Raw genomic sequence first — 19682 nt, 5'->3', positions numbered from 1 at the left:
CACTATCAGTTTTGCTTGAATAAAATATAGCACCTGATTGTCAAGTTTATTTGTGATGACCTCACCACTCTGTTCCCCAAAGACAGACCTGTATCTACTAGCCGATATAGGCCAACCCTTCTGGCAGAAGCTTGCCTGGGTTAAGAATATTGCGCGGGTCCAATGCTACTTTCAGTGTTCTCATCACCGTCAGGGCAGGCTCTCCATGCTCGCGCTCCAAGAACTCAAGCTTACCCAGCCCTACGCCGTGCTCCCCACTGCATGACCCTTCCAGTTCCAGTGCACGGGCCACAATCCTACGGTCAAGCTCCAGCGCCTGTCCGTACCCCTCCGGGCTGTCGTCGGTGATGATAAGCGTGTGAAAATTACCATCCCCGACATGTCCCAGAACGGCGGCCTGCAACCCGGAAGCCTGAATATCGGCCTTAACGCCACAATCAGCTCTGCAAGGCGAGAAATCGGCACAATGCAGTCCGTGCTGATAACCCGTGCGCCGGGACACAGAGCCTTGACCGCCCAGAACGCATTGTGCCGCGCCTTCCACAACCGGTTGCGCTCATCCGGCGTGTCTGCCCATGCAAAGGCAAGACCGTTATTGTCCCCGGCCAGCATTTCCGTCACCGCGACCTGCTCACGCACAGAGGCGGGTGCTCCTGCAAATTCAAAAAACAGGGTCGTGATCGGGCGCAGTTCATCCAGACCGGAGTAGCGGATGCTGGCCGCCATCTGCACGTCATCCATCAGTTCCACGCGTGCAATGGGCACACCAGCCTGAATAATCTCGACTGCCGTGCGCACCGCATCTTCAAGATTTTCAAACTGGCAGATCGCGGCTGAGAGCTGTTCGGGAATACCATGCAGACGCAACTGGATTTCCGTAATAATGCCCAAGGTTCCCTCGGAGCCGACAAACAGGGATGTCAGGTCATACCCGGTAGAAGATTTCCTGACCCGCCCACCTGTTTTAATCACCTCCCCATTCGCCATGACCACAGTCAGGCCCAGCACATTTTCCTTCATTGTACCATAATGCACGGCGGCAGTACCGGATGCGCGGGTCGCGCACATACCGCCTAAAGTGGCTTCTCCTCCCGGATCAACCGGGAAGAACAACCCTGTATCACGCAGGCGGGCATTCAGGTCCTGCCGGGTCAGTCCAGCCTGTACGCGACAATCCATATCGGCGGCATTAACCTGCAAAACCTCCGTCATACGGGACAGGTCAAGGCTGATGGCATGCTCCGGCGGAGTTACGTGCCCTTCTACAGACGTACCGGCTCCAAACGCCACCACAGGCACATAAGCGGCATGGCAGATTGCAAGAGCGGTCGAAACATCTTCTGTTGTTTGCGCAAATATAACGGCTGCGGGCATACGCGCCAGATCCAGCGCCTCACCATGGCTATGGGCCTCGCACACCGCATGGTTGGTGGAAACTTTTTCCCCCAGATAAGTCTTCAATTGTGCCAAAACAGCAGTCAAACGATCTGCTGCATGGGGAACAAAAGAAACGTTCGGCATTTTCTTTTCCCCAATCCTTTTTCAATACGTCACTCAGCCCGGCTATAAATATCTTCAAACCGAACAATATCATCCTCACCCAGATACGACCCAGACTGTACCTCGATCAGGGTTACAGGAATACGCCCCGGATTTTCGAGCCTGTGCAAACTCCCAAGAGGCAGATAAATGCTCTCGTTCTCACGCACAAGCGTCTGCTCGTCACCGCGCGTCACAAGTGCAGTGCCTTCCACCACAACCCAGTGCTCCGCACGGTGATAATGTTTTTGCAAGGAGAGCTTCTGCCCGGGACGGACAACTATTTTCTTGACCTGAAAACGGTGGCCCTCAGTCAGAGCCTCATAATGTCCCCAGGGGCGGTATGTCAGGCGGTGCATTTCCGCCTCTGATCTTTTGTTTTTTTTGAGGATTTGAACAAGAGTTTTTACATCCTGCGCCCTGTCCTTGCCACTCACCAGAACGGCATCCTGTGTCGCTACGACAACAAGGTTATCCACCCCAAGGGCCGCGACAAGCATGCCATCCGTCCGAACATAGGACTGGCTCACATCTTCCAGCAGAACGTTCCCATGCGCGACATTTCCCTGAGCATCCTTTTTTTCCAGATCCCACAATGCATCCCAGCTTCCCACATCGGACCAGCCAAATCTGCCGGGCACAACTGCTGCCATATCCGTCCGTTCCGCCACAGCATAGTCAACCGAAATATCAGGAGATCTGGAAAAGCTCTCTACATCAAGTCGTTCAAAATCCATATCCGTCTTGCGTTTTTGCACAGCCTCCTCGACACAGGCGTAAAGGTCGGGTTCATACCGTTTTATCTCGGACAAAAACGTAGCGGCACGGACAACAAACATGCCCGAATTCCACAAATACCCACCCTGCCCCAAAAACGCTTCTGCCCTGTGCTTATCCGGTTTTTCCACAAAGCGGCTGACTTTGTACACTCCGGGCATATCATCAATGGCAGCCCCTTGTTCAATATAACCATAGCCGGTCTCAGGTCGGGTCGGGGTCATACCAAAAGTGACGAGATAGCCAGCTCTGGCTGCGACAACGGCATGGTCCAGAGCTGCATGCAGTTTGGAGACGTCCTCAATAGCCGCATCCGCCGCCATGACCCACAGCACCGCATCTGGGTCCTGTTCCGCCACCACAAACGCGGCCGCAGCAATAGCAGGAGCCGAGTTACGCCCTACCGGCTCAAGAATGATCCGGGCATTCTGCACAGACACATCCCGCAGCTGCTCGGCGATTATAAAACGGTGTTCTCCGTTGCACACGACAACCGGAGCAGTCATGCCTCTGCCCTGACCGCGCAGCACGGTATCTTGCAAAAGAGTGGAACTACCGAGCAGAGCCCAGAACTGCTTGGGGAAACTCTTGCGTGAGACCGGCCACAACCGGCTCCCCGCACCGCCGGAAAGAATGACCGGCACCACAGGGGACAGCTTGTCCTGCGTTGCAGTGCTGTCTGCCCGCTTCTGACAATCAACCAACTTTGTTACCCCCAATCCCGGCGGCTCCACCAGCGCAGCCCGCCCACAATCCGTAATACACGCATAGACCTGTGACAATCATGGCAGACCCGCAATGGAGCCAGACATAAATCACGCAATGGGTTATGGGGAAATCGCCAAGGATATTAAAAGCCTGCGCTAAACGCTTTTTGAATATCCGCTGCCAATGTTTTTCCATTAGCCAGCAGAAGCTGCAGCAGTATCCGTGCTTTTTGCGGGTTCAGGTCCATGGAGACCACAAGCCCATAATGATCATCATCCACTTCGACATCGCGGTTTACAAAACCATTACCGACACGCGTGGAGCGCACAACCACAACACCAGCTTTTGTCGCGCGTTCTATGCCTGCCAATGCTTCTGTTGAAACATTGCCATCCCCCATACCAGCAATAACAATACCGCGTGCGCCATCTTTCACGGCATTATCAATCTGCTGCGCATCCATATCTGCGTGGGCGTATACAATTTGCACGCGCGGTAATTTATGATCTGCGGGGAGATCAAGGTGCAGCCTAGCTTAGCTGGGGCCACAAAGCGTACGCTTGAAGGATCAACATAGCCAGCCGGGCCAAGGTTGGGTGAATGGAAGGTTTGCAGCGCAGTGGTATGCATTTTGCTCACAGCCCGCGCGGACTGCACCTCATCATTCAGTACGACGAGTACACCTCTCCCACGGGCCTGTGGGTCAACTGCCACCTTTACGGCTTCATACATATTGGCCGGACCATCTGCACTTATGGCCGTGCTCGGCCGCATTGCCCCCGTTAAAATAACCGGACGCGCATCACCAACCACATTATCCAGAAAAAAAGCGGTTTCTTCCATTGTGTCCGTCCCGTGGGTGATCACAATGGCATCCGCTTCGTTCTTGGCAAAAGCCTGCCGAATTCGTTCCGCCAGCCTGAACCAGATCTGACTGTTCATGTTCTGCGAAGCAATGTTGGAAATCTGCTCCACCTGCAACTGCGCTAGTTTTTCAACCCCGGGCACGCCTGCAATCAACTGCTGCCCAGTTACAGCACCAGCGTCATAGCCAATAGCAGAACGGTTATCCGCTTTGCCTGAGATAGTACCCCCCGTAGCCAACACAAGCACACGCGGCAAAGAGACCTGTTTATGTGTTGCAGAGGGCGCGCCAGCACTTTCTGCGTAGAGAGAAACAGGCATAACGGAAGCTACTCCCAAAATTGCAGCAAGAATGGTCAGACCACGGACAGAAACCATAAAAATACTCTTCCAGAATTTAAAAAGTCGCTCTCCTGACAAGGAAAAACTTCCCTTACCGGCACGACCATCACCAAACCTGAGATTTTATGGAATCAGGATACGCTTGTTCAACCATCTTACGCAACGCGTAGCGCACCACACAGCACCGACAACCTGCCCCGTTCGCAAAGCTGTTCCAGCATCGCGCCGAATAGCCTGAACTGGACGACCATGCACTCGTCAGGCACGCCACCAGAGGTCGGCAGACACCCACAGCCCAAGACCGCCAGCCACGGAGGTGCTGAACCGCGTACGTATATTGGGAGCAGGTAAAAGTGGTCCCTCAATGCAACACGAGCATGTTGCACAACAAGGAAAAACACATCTGATTTTTATTGAAAAATCATTGCCTTGCTAAACGTATGGTATCCCGTACGGGATTCGAACCCGTGTTGCCGCCGTGAAAGGGCAGTGTCCTAGGCCTCTAGACGAACGGGACAGAGGCAATGGATAGTCTCCTACCGCAAAACCCTGCCGGGCACAAGCACAATTACTGGATATGAAAACCAACAGGAATACGCCCGGTAACAACAGCCGTGCCGGGTGGCGTGCAGTGCAGGTTTTTTACGGTTTGCAGGGCCTGATCGTCCAGATCATCATAGCCGGTGCTTTTCACCAGTCTGGCAGCAATAACCTGCCCTTTGGTGTTAATGCTGACCTCTGCCAGAGCCTCCCCCTCCTCATGCAGGTGGCGGGCTGAGACAGGGTAATGCGCTTCCGGTGCTGAGCAGGAGAGCTGAAAACCCCCTTTCTGCCCGGCAGCAGCAGTGCTGGCGGGGGCAGCAGACTGCCCACCGGTGGCCGCCTTGTCTGTTCTGCCCTGTGCCGGACCTGTTGCTGTTGTTGCCCCTGTATGCGCTGCATCCGTTGCAGATCCAGCACTCATATGAGGCTCCCTGTCATGGCGCATGGTTGGGAGTGCCAGCTTTTTAGGCACGGCCGAGACTGGCGGCAGGTGTTCGGATTCCGGCTGCACAGACGGTGGAAGAATCGTAGCGGCATCCTGTGCGAGAGACTGCACATCCATGTCCGGCATATCCCGCATGACAGCCGAAGGTCTGGGGGGGACCTGCGGCTCCGGATGTGCCTGCCCGGCTTGGGGTGGTTCTGTTCTGGGCGCTTCAAACAGCATGGACACTGCCGCAGGCTGCTGTGTGCCGGTTTGGGGGGCGACCCGCATCATCAACCACACGGTCATGGCCAGATGGGCCGTTATGGCCAGTGCAAAAGCCGCCAGCCAGACAAGTCTGTTATGGCGCAAGGCCCCAGAAGCAAGTCGGTGCTGCCTGGCAACCCCGGCTAGATGCCGCTCAGGCACACACAGGGCTGTGGTCGCAGCCACCTGACCTGTGGGGTCCTGTCTGTCTGTATGCCATATGCTCACGGTACGCCTCCGCGCTGAACTATGGCATAGCCGTGTTTGATTTGACAGGCCGGTCCATAAAAGCGCAAACATGGCACAAGTTTGGCAAAATGCCTGTTTACATCTGAGTCTTGAAAAGTTACTGACCCGCCCCATGTCCCGTCGCAACCCCATTATTCGCGCGCTGCTTGTATGGCCGCTGGTCATGGTGACGCTAGCGGGCCTTGTGGGGCTGATGGCGCTCCAGTCCCTCTCCCTCCCTGACGAACTGCCCCGCGCAACACTCATCCGCCTAACAGGGGTGGATATTGCTCCACGCGCAATGCAGCCCGCCCAGCCGGTTCATTGCACGCACATGCAGGAAGCCATGCATCACATGCACTGCATGGCCATGGCGCAAAAAGGTCAGCAGCACCCCATCCACCATCATGATGAGGCAAGCTGCCCACTTTGCCCGTTGCTGGCATTTTTTGCTGCATTGCCCGCCGTCTTTTTGCTACTGCCCGCCCCTGTTCTGCGCTGGGTCCGCCGTGGCAGTGCGGCCTCTGCCCCACGCGCACCCCCAGTGTGCATACTGGGCCTTCCACCATCTCGCGGACCACCATCCTCCCTGCTTCAGGCTTTCTGACACTTCACTCTCTGGCTCCACGCGCGTGTGCATTCGCAGACGAGCGCTTGCAAGCCGAGACCCTCTCAGTATGCTTTGAACAGGGTTTTTCTGTTTATGTCCTATCCCTTTTCTGCCTACGGTCAGCGTATCTGGCTGTGGGCTGCGGCTGTGTGCGCACTCCCCTGCGCCGCATCCTCTGCTTTTGGCGCAACCGTTGTCACCCTTCCACGCGTGGACATCTCCACCGCGCAGGAAGATGCCTCCCTTGCGGACAGTCTTTTAAGCGCCTCCACGGTTGATAAAGCCTCGGCCCGCATGTCCCGCCTTTCCAGCCCCGATGCTGCCTCGCTCTTTCGGAACCAGCCGGGGTTCAGCAGTTATGGCGGGGGGCGGCTGGCCAACCTGCCCGTGCTCAACGGCATGGCGGATGACCGGGTAGCAACCGTTGTGGATGGTGTGCGCATCAACCCCGCCTGCCCCAACCATATGAACCCGGCCCTCTCCTACATCGACCCGGACAGCGTGGAGAGCGCAACCTCCGTTGCGGGTCTGACATCCGTCAGCAACGGGGGGGACAGCCTTGGCGGCACCATAGATGTGGAGCGCGCTGACCCGCGCTTTGCCCGCCACGGAAAAATCCTTTTTACCGGGCGCGCACGCGGCACATACCGCAGCAATGCGGGCGGCTATTCCGCCGCAGGCAGCATGACCGTGGCTAACGACACGTTCAGCCTGCGCTACAATGCCTCCTACGACCAGTCGGGCAACTACAGCGGCGGGGGCGGCATAGGTCAGGTCGGCTCAACCGAATACCTGCGCTACACCCATGACGTTACGCTGGGCGTACATAAAAAGAACCACCTCCTCACGCTGACCTTTGGCCAGCAGGACGCCCCGCGTGAAGGATTTGCCAACCAGTATATGGACATGACCAACAACCGCTCCACCTATGTGAACGGCAAATACGTGGGCGACTTTGACTGGGGTACGCTCGAGGCCCGTGGTCACTGGCAACGTATAACCCACGCCATGAACATGCTGGATGACAAAGGCGGCCACACCGCCACCAAAGGCATGCCCATGAATGATGACCAGCGCTCAGCAGGCTATTCCATCAAGGCCACCCTTCCCCTTGGCCACCAGCACACGCTGCGCTTGGGAGCTCCTTTGACCATGAGGGGCTAAAGGACTGGTGGCCCCCACTTGAAGGCAGCTCGATGATGGGGCCGGGCACCTTTAACAACATCAATAACGGCCACCGTGACAGGCTTGGTCATTTTGCGGAATGGGAAGCCCAGTGGACGCCCCGCGTTTCCACCCTGCTGGGTCTGCGCAATGATCTGGTGATGATGAATACGGGCGATGTCTCCCCCTATTCATGGACGGGGATGATGAGTGCGGCCGACATAAAAGCGGCGCAGAACTTTAACAGCATCAAGCACGGACGCACGGACGTAAATTTTGATGTTACAGCCCTGACTCGGTGGAAAACCACGGACAGCCTGACCATAGAGGCAGGCTACGCCCGCAAATCCCGCGCCCCCAACCTGTACGAACGTTACGCATGGGGTCAGGGGAGCATGGCCTCCAAGATGATCGGCTGGTTTGGTGATGGCAACGGCTACGTTGGTAACCCGAACCTGAAATCCGAAGTCGGGAATACCGCCAGCGTCACATTTGACTGGCATGACCCCTCCATCGCACAGAAATGGGGGCTGAAGGTGCAGCCCTATTACACCTATGTGCACAACTATATTAACGTAAATTTTGTTAAAAATCTTAGCGCGAACAGCAACCAGTACATGTTCGCAAACCACAATGCCCAGATGTATGGCATCAATTCCTCTGGCCATTATACCGTATGGAACACAAGCCGTTATGGAAAAGGGGAACTGACCGGCGTGCTCAACTGGGTGCGCGGACAAGATAAGGTAACCCACACAGGCCTGTACCAGCAGATGCCCCTGAACGGCACACTCGGCCTGAACGAAACCGTAGGACCATGGACTGGCCGGGTCGAGATGAACTTTGTCAAAGCCAAAAGCACTGTGGACTCACTGCGGAACGAACCGCACACCCCCGCTACGCCCTGCTCAACATGAATGGTAGCTACAACTGGAAGATGATGACCCTGACAGCAGGGATCGATAACGTACTCAACCAGCCCTATTACATGCCTCTTGGCGGTATTTTAACATCCGACATAAAAACCGGCCGCATGCCCATGCCCGGTATGGGGCGGTCATTTAACGTCAGCCTTGCTGCCACGTTCTGAATTTTTCGGGATTGATACAAAAAGACCGTGCGCCACAACAGCGCACGGTCTTTTTTAAACACCCCCGCAAATAGCGGTGTATTTTAGTACTCGGCAGGCCTTTGCAGGCTGGAGACCAGCTTGATGATCGTGTGCGCCCGCAACGCCGCAGGACCACCCTCCGTGCCGTAGCCGGAATCCTTGACCCCACCAAACGGCACTTCTGGCACCCCAATACCGTGGTGGTTAATGGCGACCATACCCGCTTCCAGCTTTTCGCCCAGCAGGCGCTGGGTGCGCTCGCAACGCGTGTAAACATATGCTGCCAGACCATATGGCAGGCGATTAGCCTCCGTAAGCGCATCCGCCAGATCGGAAAACTCGTCCATAATGGCGATCGGGCCAAACGGCTCTTCCTGCATCACCCGCATATCCAGCGTGGGTTTGAGCACCAGCGTGGGCGGGAAGAAAAAGCCTGTGTTGGGCAGAGCCGTATCGGGCTGCCATACCTGCGCACCCTTGGCGCGGGCATCGGCCACCAGTTCGGTCAGGGCCTTGACGCGACGTTCGTTGATGAGCGGGCCCATGGTCACCCCCTCGTCCAGACCACAGCCGATTTTGAGCGCGCTCATCTGGGCCTTGAACTTTTCAATGAACGCTGCGGCAATATCCTTGTGCAGCAAAAAGCGTGTGGGGGCTATGCACACCTGCCCCGCATTGCGGAACTTGGCTGCGGCCACGCGCTCGGCTGCCTGATCCAGATCCGCATCACGGCACACGATAACCGGACCATGGCCACCCAGTTCCATGGTGACCGGCTTCATCTGCCCACCGGCCAGCGCGGCCAGGTGCTTACCCACAGGGGTTGAGCCGGTAAAGGAAATCTTGCGCACCACGGGGTGAGCAATCAGATACTCCGAAATTTCGGCAGGTGTGCCATACACAAGGGACACAGCCCCCGCAGGAATACCCGCATCACAGAAACAACGGATCAACTCGGCGGGAGAAGCTGGTGTATCTTCCGGCGCCTTGACAATAACGCCACACCCGGCCCCAAGCGCTGCCCCAAGCTTGCGGGCAATCTGGTTGATGGGGAAGTTCCACGGCGTAAAGGCAGCCACCACGCCAATGGGGCGGTGCAGCACGCGCTGCTCAACATTGGGCACGCGGGCGGGCACCAGTTCGTCGTTCAGGCGGCGGCCTTCTTCACCAAAATATTCAATAACGCCTGCGGCTGCGTTAATTTCGATCACGGCCTGCGCAAGGGGCTTGCCCTGCTCACGGCTCATGATCCGACCGATGGATTCTGCCCGCTCACGCAGCAGTTCCGCCGCCTTGCGCATGATTGCGTAACGATCCCATGCGCTCAGGTTCCGCCATGCTTCATACCCTTGCGCCGCTCCGGCCACGGTTTTGTCCAGATCAGCAACGGAGGCATGGGCGACCTTGCCTATGGTCTCACCACTCGCGGGGTCGAGTATGGGGAGCGTGCGACCATCCGCCGCGTCCTGCCATTGTCCCGCGATCAGAAGCTGGGTGTTTATAGGTGTTTCCGACATATGCATCTCTCAACCAAAATAAACGGGTCTGCTGGCAACACAGGTCTGCCCACACAAGTATCCGCCACTCACCATCTTCCGACTGACTGCGCAAGAGGCAGGCCACATTTTACCGCCCACAACAGCACTGTCGGCAACTCAAAGCACAAATATACCGCCAAAGCATACGCCACCGAACAAAAGGGGTTCCCCCCAACCCTGTTATACGCGCAGCACAACCCACCCGTTGGGGGAGTGTCACGCTTGGCTTGGCATGCCTGTGTTCTTAAGCACCAGCGGCAACCCTGCGGCCACAAACACGACCTTGCCCATACAGGCTGCCAGACGTTGGTGCAGCAACCCTGCCTCGTCCCTGAAGCGCCGCCCCAGCGGGCTTTGTGGCACAATACCCAGCCCGACCTCATTCCCAACCATAACGGTTGGGGCTTTGCGCACATTCAGGCTGGCAAGCAGGGCCTGAACCGGCCCCTCCACATCACACTCGGCCAGCAAAAGGTTGGTCAGCCACAAGGTCAGGCAGTCCAGCAGCACAGGAGTGGTAGCATACTGGCGGAGCACGGCTGCCACATCCAGCGGTTCCTCCACCGTCTGCCAGCCCGACTGACTGCGCTGCTGTTTGTGCCGGGCAATGCGCTCGTGCATTTCCGTATCAAACGCACTCCCCGTGGCCAGATAGATCCATGGTCCAGGCAAGGCGGTTATTGCGCTCTCGGCAAAGCGGCTTTTGCCCGACCTTGCCCCACCCAACACAAGCAGGCTACCTGCCGCACCACCTGCCCCCGCACAAAGGGTTATGCCACTCATACGCCCGTCCAGCCCTGTTTCCATTTGCCTGAACCTCCATAACAGCACACAATTGCCACCATGCCTTCTTCCTTATCACCACGCCCCAGCGCTCCCCTGTCCCTGCACGCACTGCGCGCGCTGTGCATGGACCTGCCCCCCGCCAACACGCAGGTGCAGCACGCCATTGCCCAAAGGGAGGCCACACTGACCAAACCTCCGGGCAGTCTTGGACAACTGGAGGAGATGACACGCTGGCTAGGCGGATGGCAACACAGCGCCACCCCACGGCTGGAGCATGTTCATGTGCTTATTTTTGCGGGTAATCATGGTGTTATGGCGCACCATGTCTCCCCCTGGCCGGTGGAAGTTACGGCGCAGATGGTGCAGAACTTCCAGCGTGGTGGCGCTGCCATCAACCAGATTGCGCGCGTAGCACACGCCAGACTGGCTGTGGTGGCGGTGCATGATCTGGCCCCTACAGCAGATTTTACCCTTGCCCCGGCCATGACAGAAGCGGAGTTCCTGTCCGCCGTGCAGGTTGGGTTTAACGCAGTACCCCCAGACTGCGACCTGCTGTGCCTAGGCGAAATGGGCATTGGCAACACCACGGCCGCATCAGCTATGCGCAGCCCTGACCCACCAGAGCGGCACAGACTGGGCAGGACAGGGCACCGGGCTGGACGCAGCAGGCACTGCGCACAAAGCAATGGTCATTGATACCGCACTGGCCCACCATGCGGCCCATCTGGACGACCCGCTTGACGTCGCACGGCGGCTGGGTGGGTATGAACTGGCAGCAACACTCGGTGCCGCCCTTGCAGCACGGCTGATGCATATTCCTGTCATACTGGATGGTTTTGTCTGCACCGCAGCCGTGGCCCCTCTGGCACACCTGCACCCCAATGCGCTGGACCACACAGTGCTCTCCCACTGCCCAACCCCCACTGGGCAAACCGCCCGTCTGGCACAACACCTGCGGATGACACCAATTTTAAGCGGTCTTGGCCTGCGTCTGGGAGAGGCTTCTGGCGCCGCACTCACCATTCCTCTTTTGCGCGCAGCAGTTGCCTGCCACACCGGCATGGCAACCTTTGCACAGGCTGCTGTCTCTGAAAAAGCATGATGCCAGCACCAACCCTGCCCAAGACTCTGGCAAGCCGGTGCAGGCTGGACCTTGCCTGTGGCCTTGCCCTGTTGACCCGCCTGCCTGCCGCATGGTTAGCCCCCCCTGCCTTCAGAACCAGGTGCTGCACCATGGCCAATGGCGCGCTCCATCTGGTGCTGGCCCCTGATTGCCGCAGGAATTGGGGCAGGCAGCGGCTGTGTACTGGCCATGTTACGCATGGCACATGTACCCGCTCTTGCTGCTGCCGGTCTTGCCCTTGCCTGCCAGACCGCACTGACTGGCGCTTTACACGAGGACGGCCTAGCAGACATGGCCGACAGCTTTGGCGCTACCACACCAGAGCGTAAACTGGCCATCATGCGTGACAGCCACGTGGGCAGTTATGGAGTTATCGCACTGAGCCTGAGCCTGCTGGTCCGCGCTGCGGCTCTGGCGGCATTGCCTGTGCATTCCGCCATTATGGCCTGCGCCATAACCGCCTGCCTTGCCAGAATGGCCATGCTCCTGCTGCCCGCATCCATTCCACCCGCCCGCCCGGACGGACTGGCCCGTATGCTGTACCCCGTCCCTCGCAGCTCTTTGGGGGGAGCAGTAGTTTGTGCATTGGCGGTCGTGCTGGGTCTGCCTTTTGCAGGGCATACCGGGGAGCTACCCCTGTGGCCCTATTTTGCACACACCGTAGCCCCCATAGGCATAGGCTGCGCCACGGCATGGCTGGTGGCACTATGGGCAAAGCGTATTCTGGGCGGTTTTACGGGGGATGTGCTGGGCGGCTGCGCAGTGCTGGTGGAATGCCTGCTGCTCAGCTTTTATGCCGCTCTGGCCTGACTGCAAGCGGCAGGCACCACATGGAGGTGTACCGCGCGCCCACCCTCTTAAAGACGGGGCGCGCGGTGCTGCCTGCTCAGGCCTTGGGGGCCTCTTCTTCTTCGTCTTCTTCGTCCCAGTCTTCGTCATCTGCTTCAAAGACCAGTTCAACGGTAATGGTTGCGTCATCACCTTCCTGCAGGGCTTTGGCGTCGGCTTCCGCCTCCTCTACTTTTTCGTAGAGTTTGCCTTCATTGGGGTCTTCCTGCCACTCGTTACGCGGCTCCCAGAACGACAGTTCGCCCTCCGCGTCTTCACGCTGGATGAGGTAGCCTACGACAACTTCGTCTTGGTCTTGCATGGCGTTATCCTTTTCTGCCTGTTTCCTTCTATGAAGCATGCCGCAAAAAAGGGAAGAGGAAAGCGTGACAAACAGTTTGATGAAAATATGACAAGACGAATAATTCTGGCCCAAGCGCCTTAATCCGCACGTTCACCCTCGCCCCAACACCCTATGCCGCACTATGGCCTGCCTGCCATGCTGCCAGTGCGCACGCCAGTCGGGACCATTCTGCCTCGTCTGCTGGCAGACCAATGCGCAGGCAGTGTGGCCGCTCTGCAAACCGACGGGTGACAATGCCGTGCTGGCATAAATGCACCCACAAGGCATAAGCCTGCGCCACATCCACCAGAGTAAACAGGGTTGACTGGCCCCGGCACGCAAGCCCCGCCTTATGCAGCATGCTAACCAGCCGGTCATGGGCCATGCGGGCCTTGTGCGCTGCCTGCTCCAGCCACTGCGTATCCACCAGTGCCTGCTGCCCTGCAGCCAATGCCAGCGCACCGACCGGCCATGCCCCCAGCAGGTCCCGCGCGCGCTGTGCAAGGACCGCGGAAGCCAGCAGAAAGCCCAGACGCACACCGGGGAGCCCATAGGTCTTGCCAAATGAACGCAGCACCACAAGTGCTGGGTGTGGCAGCAGGGGAGCCATGCTCTGGCTCTCAAAATCCCCAAAGGCCTCGTCCACCACAAGCCAGCTTTGTGCCCGCGCACATTGATCCGCCAGAGCGAGCAGAGTGTGCCGCTCCAGTAGCCGCCCATCAGGATTATTCGGGTTGCAGACAACACACGCCACGCCGCCCTGCTGCGCGGCAAGGCTAAGTTGATGCACATGCGTAGCCCCCTCGCACGGCACCGCATTGTGCTCCCACGCAAGCCGGTGACCGGAATAGGTCGGCCCCAGAACACAGGCTTTTTGTACCTTCAGCAGACGTGGCAACAACGCAATAAGGCTCTGGCTCCCAGCCCCGCTAACCACCATATCGGGTGTGGCAACACCATAAGCACTGGCCGCCGCCTGCTGGAGAGCCTGCTCCTCCCCCTCCTCAGGCAGGTGATGCAAAGCCCTGCGCTCAGGCAAAACCAGCGGATAGGCAAAAGGGCTAATTCCAGTCGACAGGTCAACAAATGGCTGCTCTGCTCCGGCAAAATACTGCATGACGGCTTTGACCTGCCCACCATGGCTAAACAGCGGCACCTGCTCCCTTCCGGCGGACAAAGCATTAGGTGGCACACCCTGCGGCATGGTAGCGTCCATGACCTTTTGTGTCTGCTTAGTGTTCATACCCACCTCCCATGCTGCTTTTTCCCCTCTCCATCACCCTGCCTGTTGCTGCCCTTGCCGCTGGCATGGAGGCCCTGTGGGGCTATCCACCCCGCCTGCTGGGCCTGATCGGCCACCCCGTTATGTGGGTTGGCGCACTGATAGACAGGCTGGAGCGCGCACTGAACAGGGCCGACACTCCAGAACAGATGCGCCATATGCTGGGCTTTGTAGCGCTGGCCCTGATTATTGCCATACCCGTTGCCCTGACAGCCGCCCTGCTGGGGGTGGGTTATACTCTTTTGCCAGCGCCTGTCATGCTGCTTGTGCAGGCTGCTCTGGCCAGCACACTTGTTGCGCAGCGCTCCTTGTGGGGCCATGTGCGCGCTGTGGGCACGGCCCTGCGCCAGAATGGCCTGCCCGGTGGCCGAAAAGCCGTTAGCATGATTGTCGGGCGGGACACATCAGCACTGGATGAAGCGGGTATTGTGCGTGCAGCGCTGGAAAGTCTGGCTGAGAACTTTTCCGATGGTATTGTTGCCCCGCTCCTGTGGACCGCACTCTTTGGGCTGCCGGGGGCTGTTTTTTACAAATCCGTCAACACGGCAGACAGCATGATCGGGCATATGAGCCCCCGTTATAAAGCTTTTGGCATGGCAGCCGCCCGACTGGATGATCTGATAAACCTGCCAGCCTCCCGCCTTGCCGCCCTGTGCCTTATGCTGGCAGCCCCACGGCAGAAATGGCCCCACATCTGGCAGACCGTCAGACGGGATGCGCCACGCCACCGCTCCCCCAATGCTGGCTGGCCCGAGGCCGCCATGGCCGCAGCCCTGAACACCCTGCTGGCAGGCCCACGCTCCTACGGTGGACACATGACCAAAGACCCATGGATTGGCAGTGGCACGTCAGGAGCAAGAACCGCCGATCTGGAGCGTGGGTTACACCTGTACCGGCGGGCCTGCGGCGTGCTGATTGCCGGCTTGCTGTGCACCGCACTTGGCTGCATGATAGCACAATGAACGCACCCTCCTTCTCCCCCGTGTTTCTGGCCGAGCTTGAACAGCTTTTTACGTGGCGAAGGGATGTGCGCCATTTTCGGACAGACCCGTTGCCTGACCACACCTTGCAGCATCTGCTGGAAACCGCCTGCATGGCACCCTCCGTGGGGCTGAGTGAGCCATGGCGCTTTGTAAAAGTGGACAGCCCAACCCGCCGCCATGCAATCCGCGAGAACTTTGCCTTAAGCAATGCACGCGAACTGGCCGGGCGCGGTGGAGATGACGCCCAACGATACGCCTCTCTCAAGCTAGCAGGGCTGGATGAAGCCCCCCACCATATTGCCGTGTTCTGCGAAACCCATCCCCAGCAGGGCCGTGGTCTGGGCCGCGGCACCATGCCCCAGACCACCACATGGTCCGCCGTTATGGCCATTCACACCTTCTGGCTGGCAGCCACCGCGCGGGGGATCGGCGTGGGCTGGGTTTCCATTCTGGACCCCAGAGAAGCCAACAGGGTGCTGGGCATCAACCCCGAGTGGCAGTTTTTAGCCTATCTGTGCGTCGGCTACCCGCAAGAGCCTGCCAGTTCACCCGAACTGGAGCGCCGCGGCTGGGAGCACCGCAACCCCGCACGCCGCAAATGGATAGCCCGTTAACCCCAACACCATGCTGGCTGCCGCACGGCGGAGCTTAATCAACGTAAACAGGCGGACGGGCCAGCGCGAGCAGACTGTCCACGTCCATATACTGCTCTAGGTGGTCAGCCAGACGGTCCAGTGCTGCATCCACCGTGCTGTCATGGTTGTCGGGCAGGCCCTCACCCGCACGTGCCCACACGCCATCCGGTGCAAATGCCGCCCCGCCAGCACGCGCCAGCAAGGCCAGACGCGCGGCACGGTGTGTGAAAATACCGTGCAGATATGTCCCCCAGATCAGTCCGTTACCCGCCACGCACCCTTCCGCATGCCCGTTAAGCTGTAAAAATGGTGTAGCGTCCAAAGCCCGGTCTGTCTGGCCCATATGCATTTCGTACCCGGCGACAGGCTGCCCCTCCTGGGCCAGAAAACCTGTTCCGTATTCAAGTTTTTTTTGTCCCCCCAGCACAGTATGAACAGGCAATAGTCCCAAGCCCTGCGCGGTGCTGGCAGTTCCCTCCGTGCCAGATGGGTCAGCAACGCTGTGGCCCAGCATCTGGTAGCCACCGCAAATACCCATAACAGCCCGGCCACTTTGCGCATGCTCCACAATCTGCCCTGCCCAGCCACGCCTGCGCAAACAGGCCAGATCAGCCAGAGTTGCCTTGGAGCCGGGGAGCAGAATCACGTCACCTTCTGGCAAAGTTTCCCCTTCCAGAGCAGGCACAACCTCCACCCCCGGCTCCACACAAAGCGGGTCCAGATCATCAAAATTGGCAATCATGGGTAAAATGGGCACAACAATACGCAAGCGCGGCGTACCGCCATGCCCCCTCTTATGCCGAACCCGCAGAGTGCTCAGAAGGTCAGCGGCATCCTCTGCTGGCAGGTCATGCACATCGCAGATGGGGCACCAGTCCCAGAGCCTGCCACCCTGTTTTTTGGGCAACAAACTGCATGCCATCGGCAAACAGGGTGGGGTCACCACGCATACGGTTGACCACAAACCCTTTTATTTTTTCTGCATCTTCCGCCGATAAAACAACCTGTGTCCCAACAAGGCTTGCAATCACACCACCCCGGTCAATATCGCCTACAAGGACAACGGGAGCCTGTGTGGCATGGGCAAAACCCATATTGGCAATATCATGCCGCCGCAGGTTTACTTCCGAAGCGGAGCCAGCACCTTCGACCAGAACAATATCGGCTCTGGAGACAAGGTTTTTAAAACTCTCCAGCACCTGCGGCATAAGGCGCTCTTTGCGCGTCTGGTAGGTTCTGGCCTCCACCGTATCAACGCTGGCCGCGCACGACGAGCTGCGCCCCAGTCTCGCCCTGCGGTTTGAGCAGCACGGGGTTCATGTCCGCCATGGGCGCCACACCACAGGCCCGCGCCTGAAGAGCCTGTGCCCGCCCGATCTCTCCACCATCCAGTGTCACAGCGGCATTGTTGGACATGTTCTGGGGTTTGAAAGGCAGCACCCGCAGGCCGCGCCGTGTTAACGCACGGGCCAGCCCCGCAACCAGAGTGGATTTTCCAACACTTGAGCCTGTGCCTTGCAACATAAGAACACGGGCACTCAAAACTCTACCCCCTCCTGTGCCTTGACCCCGGCCTTGAAGTGATGTTTGACCAGCGTCATTTCCGTCACCAGATCAGCCGCGTCCAGCATAGGCTGGCGAGCGTTGCGGCCCGTGACCACCACATGCTGCCCCACAGGACGGGCGGCTATGTCTGCCAGAACCCGCTCTATATCCAGATATTCATACCGCAGGGCCACATTCAGCTCATCGAGCACAACAAGAGCCACATCCTCCCTTGCCAGCGCCTGCACGGCCACAGCCCATGCGCGCTCGCAGGCCGCCACGTCCCGCGCGCGGTCCTGTGTTTCCCACGTAAATCCCTCGCCCATTGAGTGCCATTCGACCAGCTCACCAAAGCGTTCCAGTGCGCGACGCTCGCCGGTATGCCATGCCCCCTTGATAAACTGCACCACCACAACACGCCGCTCATACCCCAGCATGCGCAGTGCCAGACCAAAAGCCGCCGTGGACTTGCCCTTGCCCGGCCCGGTATTGACCAGCAACAGCCCTTTCCGGGTTGTTTTTTTGCTGGCAACCTCGCGGTCCTGCACGGCTTTGCGCTTGCGCATTTTCTCCCTATGCCGTTCTGCGTCGTGCTCTGCCGTGTTGTGCTGCTGATCGCTCATACTGCCCCGTGTTCCCTACCAGTCTATTTGGTCTGTACGTTCTGCTTAACCTGCCTGAGCACAGGGCAGAGCCGGACTTACCGCCTGCTCGACCATAAACAACCGTGCAAACCCCTGCGGAATGGAAGGAGCAAGCAGTTCAGGCTGTTCACCCACTGCCAGCGCGCTGAGAATACGCAGCGGCCCCCCGTGCGAGAGCACACAGACAGATTCCCCCTTATGCTGCACCTCCTGCCAGAAGTCGGTTATACGGTGGCATAGTGCGCGCCCGCTCTCTCCCTGAGGGGGGGCAAAGGCTGATGGGTCTTTGGCCCATTCATCCAGTTGCCTACGCTCAATATCCTGCCAGCGCAGTCCTTCCCACTGGCCAAAATCCAGCTCGGACAGGCGCGGGTCCACGCGCAGTTCCATCCCTGTTGCCTGTGCGAGCCGTTGCGCCATTTCCCGGCAACGCCGGGCGGGGGAGCTATATAGCACATGGCAGACAGCCCCTTTGGCCAGAACCGAAAGCCCGGATACAATTTTTTCCCACCCCGGGCGCAACGCTACATCCTGCCTGCCATAGCAGACACCATCAGGCAGCAGCACGGGAGCATGCCTTACCAGCAACACCGGAAAAGACTGCATGGCCTGTCTCCTCTTTAACTCTGTGTCCGTTGTTCAAGCGCGCAAGACAGGTCAGACAAACCCATTGTCTGTGTCTGCCACTCACATTGCCTGCAAGCCCGACACACCACCACCCCCTTTTGGGTCACGGAGTAGGGATGGCTGCATCCACCCGCTCAGGTACTGTGGCCAACACATGGAAAAAAGAACCGGACACAAAACCACGCTGCCCCCCACAGGCCCCCAGAGCCTCCCCCAGACCCGAGTTCAGGCTGGCCAATGGTGCATCCCGCCCCGCGTCCAGCACGGTTGCATAATGGAACTCATGCCCGCGCAGGCGCGTCCCACGCGGCCCTAACACGCCATCATCAAGCAACGTGGCCTCACGGTAGCCAAGGTTCAGCTTCCGCCGTGCAAAGGACGTGGAATGGTCCAGAAGTCCAGCCATGGTATGCCGTACGCCCTGAGCATCCTCCAGCCCCTGCCCGAGCACCATAAACCCCCCGCATTCACCATGGACCGCGCGGGTCTGGGCAAACCGGGCCAGCCCGGAGCGGAATGTAGCTGCCTCCGCAAGCTGCCCGGCATGCAACTCGGGGTAACCACCGGGCAGCCAGCAGGCCGTGCAGGACGGGTCAGGCGCTTCGTCCGCTAGGGGGGAGAACGGCACCAGCTCGGCCCCGGCCTGCCGCCAGAACAACGCCAGATGACCATAAAGGAACGAAAAAGCCGCATCGTCCGCAACCGCAATGCGCTGGCCCGGCGGCGGGGGCAACCCGGCCAGCGGCCCCCCAGCACCCGGCTGGGCAAGCG

The 19682-nt window shown here is 58.8% G+C and carries 14 protein-coding genes, 1 tRNA gene and 5 pseudogenes; 6 read left to right on the top strand and 14 right to left on the bottom strand.

Features of this window, described 5'->3' with window-relative positions:
- Window positions 1-97: 97 nt before the first annotated feature.
- The 6 genes and pseudogenes from JCM25146_RS18330 to JCM25146_RS08530 form a co-directional block, all read right to left on the bottom strand.
- Window positions 98-1521, bottom strand: a pseudogene (locus JCM25146_RS18330) (FAD-binding oxidoreductase).
- Window positions 1522-1550: 29 nt separating this feature from the next.
- A complete protein-coding gene (locus JCM25146_RS08545) occupies window positions 1551-3020 on the bottom strand; it encodes a mannose-1-phosphate guanylyltransferase/mannose-6-phosphate isomerase (protein WP_051544146.1) in 1470 nt (489 codons plus the stop codon).
- Window positions 3021-3166: 146 nt separating this feature from the next.
- Window positions 3167-3487, bottom strand: a complete 321-nt coding sequence (locus JCM25146_RS23730) for a hypothetical protein (RefSeq protein ID WP_242401019.1) — start codon at window positions 3485-3487, stop codon at window positions 3167-3169.
- The gene (locus JCM25146_RS18325) at window positions 3457-4266 is read right to left on the bottom strand and encodes an asparaginase (protein WP_242401018.1); all 810 of its coding nucleotides are present in this window, start codon (window positions 4264-4266) and stop codon (window positions 3457-3459) included. Before JCM25146_RS18325 ends, JCM25146_RS23730 begins: the two co-directional genes overlap by 31 nt.
- Before the next feature lie 405 nt (window positions 4267-4671).
- Window positions 4672-4747, bottom strand: a tRNA-Glu gene (locus tag JCM25146_RS08535).
- Between the two features lie 51 nt (window positions 4748-4798).
- Window positions 4799-5692 carry an energy transducer TonB gene (locus tag JCM25146_RS08530; RefSeq protein ID WP_159101972.1) on the bottom strand — a complete coding sequence of 298 codons (894 nt, stop codon included), beginning with the start codon at window positions 5690-5692 and terminating at the stop codon, window positions 4799-4801.
- A gap of 133 nt (window positions 5693-5825) precedes the next feature.
- Here JCM25146_RS08530 and JCM25146_RS08525 point away from each other — a divergent pair, with 133 nt between their 5' ends.
- Together JCM25146_RS08525 and JCM25146_RS24520 are read left to right on the top strand one after the other, a co-directional pair.
- Window positions 5826-6299, top strand: coding sequence for a DUF2946 domain-containing protein (locus tag JCM25146_RS08525; protein WP_025827286.1), 474 nt, complete (start codon window positions 5826-5828; stop codon window positions 6297-6299).
- 96 nt (window positions 6300-6395) lie between these two features.
- Window positions 6396-8556, top strand: a pseudogene (locus tag JCM25146_RS24520) (TonB-dependent receptor).
- Between the two features lie 83 nt (window positions 8557-8639).
- Here the strand turns inward: JCM25146_RS24520 and JCM25146_RS08515 are convergent.
- Window positions 8640-10094 carry an NAD-dependent succinate-semialdehyde dehydrogenase gene (locus JCM25146_RS08515; RefSeq protein WP_025827283.1) on the bottom strand — a complete coding sequence of 485 codons (1455 nt, stop codon included), beginning with the start codon at window positions 10092-10094 and terminating at the stop codon, window positions 8640-8642.
- Window positions 10095-10331: 237 nt separating this feature from the next.
- A complete protein-coding gene (gene cobU / locus JCM25146_RS08510; protein ID WP_025827281.1) occupies window positions 10332-10898 on the bottom strand; it encodes a bifunctional adenosylcobinamide kinase/adenosylcobinamide-phosphate guanylyltransferase in 567 nt (188 codons plus the stop codon).
- 60 nt (window positions 10899-10958) lie between these two features.
- Between cobU and cobT the strand changes: the two are divergent.
- Window positions 10959-12003 (top strand): annotated as a pseudogene (cobT, locus tag JCM25146_RS18315) (nicotinate-nucleotide--dimethylbenzimidazole phosphoribosyltransferase).
- A 138-nt stretch (window positions 12004-12141) separates the two neighbouring features.
- Entirely contained in the window at window positions 12142-12834 is a 693-nt protein-coding gene (cobS, locus tag JCM25146_RS18310; protein WP_051544139.1) for an adenosylcobinamide-GDP ribazoletransferase, read from the top strand.
- A gap of 76 nt (window positions 12835-12910) precedes the next feature.
- On the opposite strand, the gene JCM25146_RS08495 is transcribed toward cobS, so the two are convergent.
- Both JCM25146_RS08495 and cobD read right to left on the bottom strand, forming a co-directional pair.
- Window positions 12911-13174 (bottom strand): hypothetical protein, encoded by a 264-nt coding sequence (locus tag JCM25146_RS08495; protein ID WP_025827279.1) that lies wholly within the window; start codon window positions 13172-13174, stop codon window positions 12911-12913.
- 151 nt (window positions 13175-13325) lie between these two features.
- On the bottom strand, window positions 13326-14438 hold the full coding sequence (cobD, locus tag JCM25146_RS08490) for a threonine-phosphate decarboxylase CobD (protein WP_025827278.1): 1113 nt from the start codon (window positions 14436-14438) through the stop codon (window positions 13326-13328).
- Window positions 14439-14449: 11 nt separating this feature from the next.
- On the opposite strand from cobD, the gene cbiB reads away from it, so the two are divergent.
- Together cbiB and bluB are read left to right on the top strand one after the other, a co-directional pair.
- On the top strand, window positions 14450-15439 hold the full coding sequence (gene cbiB / locus JCM25146_RS08485) for an adenosylcobinamide-phosphate synthase CbiB (RefSeq protein WP_025827277.1): 990 nt from the start codon (window positions 14450-14452) through the stop codon (window positions 15437-15439).
- On the top strand, window positions 15436-16074 hold the full coding sequence (gene bluB / locus JCM25146_RS08480) for a 5,6-dimethylbenzimidazole synthase (protein WP_025827276.1): 639 nt from the start codon (window positions 15436-15438) through the stop codon (window positions 16072-16074). The genes cbiB and bluB overlap by 4 nt, the downstream gene beginning before the upstream one ends.
- Window positions 16075-16108: 34 nt before the next feature.
- Here bluB and JCM25146_RS18305 read toward each other — a convergent pair.
- The 4 genes and pseudogenes from JCM25146_RS18305 to JCM25146_RS08460 form a co-directional block, all read right to left on the bottom strand.
- A pseudogene (locus JCM25146_RS18305) lies at window positions 16109-17619 on the bottom strand (cobyric acid synthase).
- A gap of 14 nt (window positions 17620-17633) precedes the next feature.
- Window positions 17634-18263: a cob(I)yrinic acid a,c-diamide adenosyltransferase gene (gene cobO, locus JCM25146_RS08470; RefSeq protein WP_025827274.1), complete on the bottom strand. Its 630-nt coding sequence runs from the start codon at window positions 18261-18263 to the stop codon at window positions 17634-17636.
- Window positions 18264-18308: 45 nt separating this feature from the next.
- The gene (locus tag JCM25146_RS08465; protein WP_025827272.1) at window positions 18309-18890 is read right to left on the bottom strand and encodes a histidine phosphatase family protein; all 582 of its coding nucleotides are present in this window, start codon (window positions 18888-18890) and stop codon (window positions 18309-18311) included.
- Window positions 18891-19014: 124 nt separating this feature from the next.
- A pseudogene (locus JCM25146_RS08460) lies at window positions 19015-19682 on the bottom strand (cobyrinate a,c-diamide synthase); the annotation flags it as partial.

Origin of the sequence: Acetobacter okinawensis JCM 25146 (assembly GCF_000613865.1) — a bacterium.
Lineage (GTDB): Bacteria > Pseudomonadota > Alphaproteobacteria > Acetobacterales > Acetobacteraceae > Acetobacter > Acetobacter okinawensis.
The sequence above is the reverse complement of the archived record's forward strand: the minus strand, read 5'-3'. Positions and strand labels throughout refer to the sequence as shown.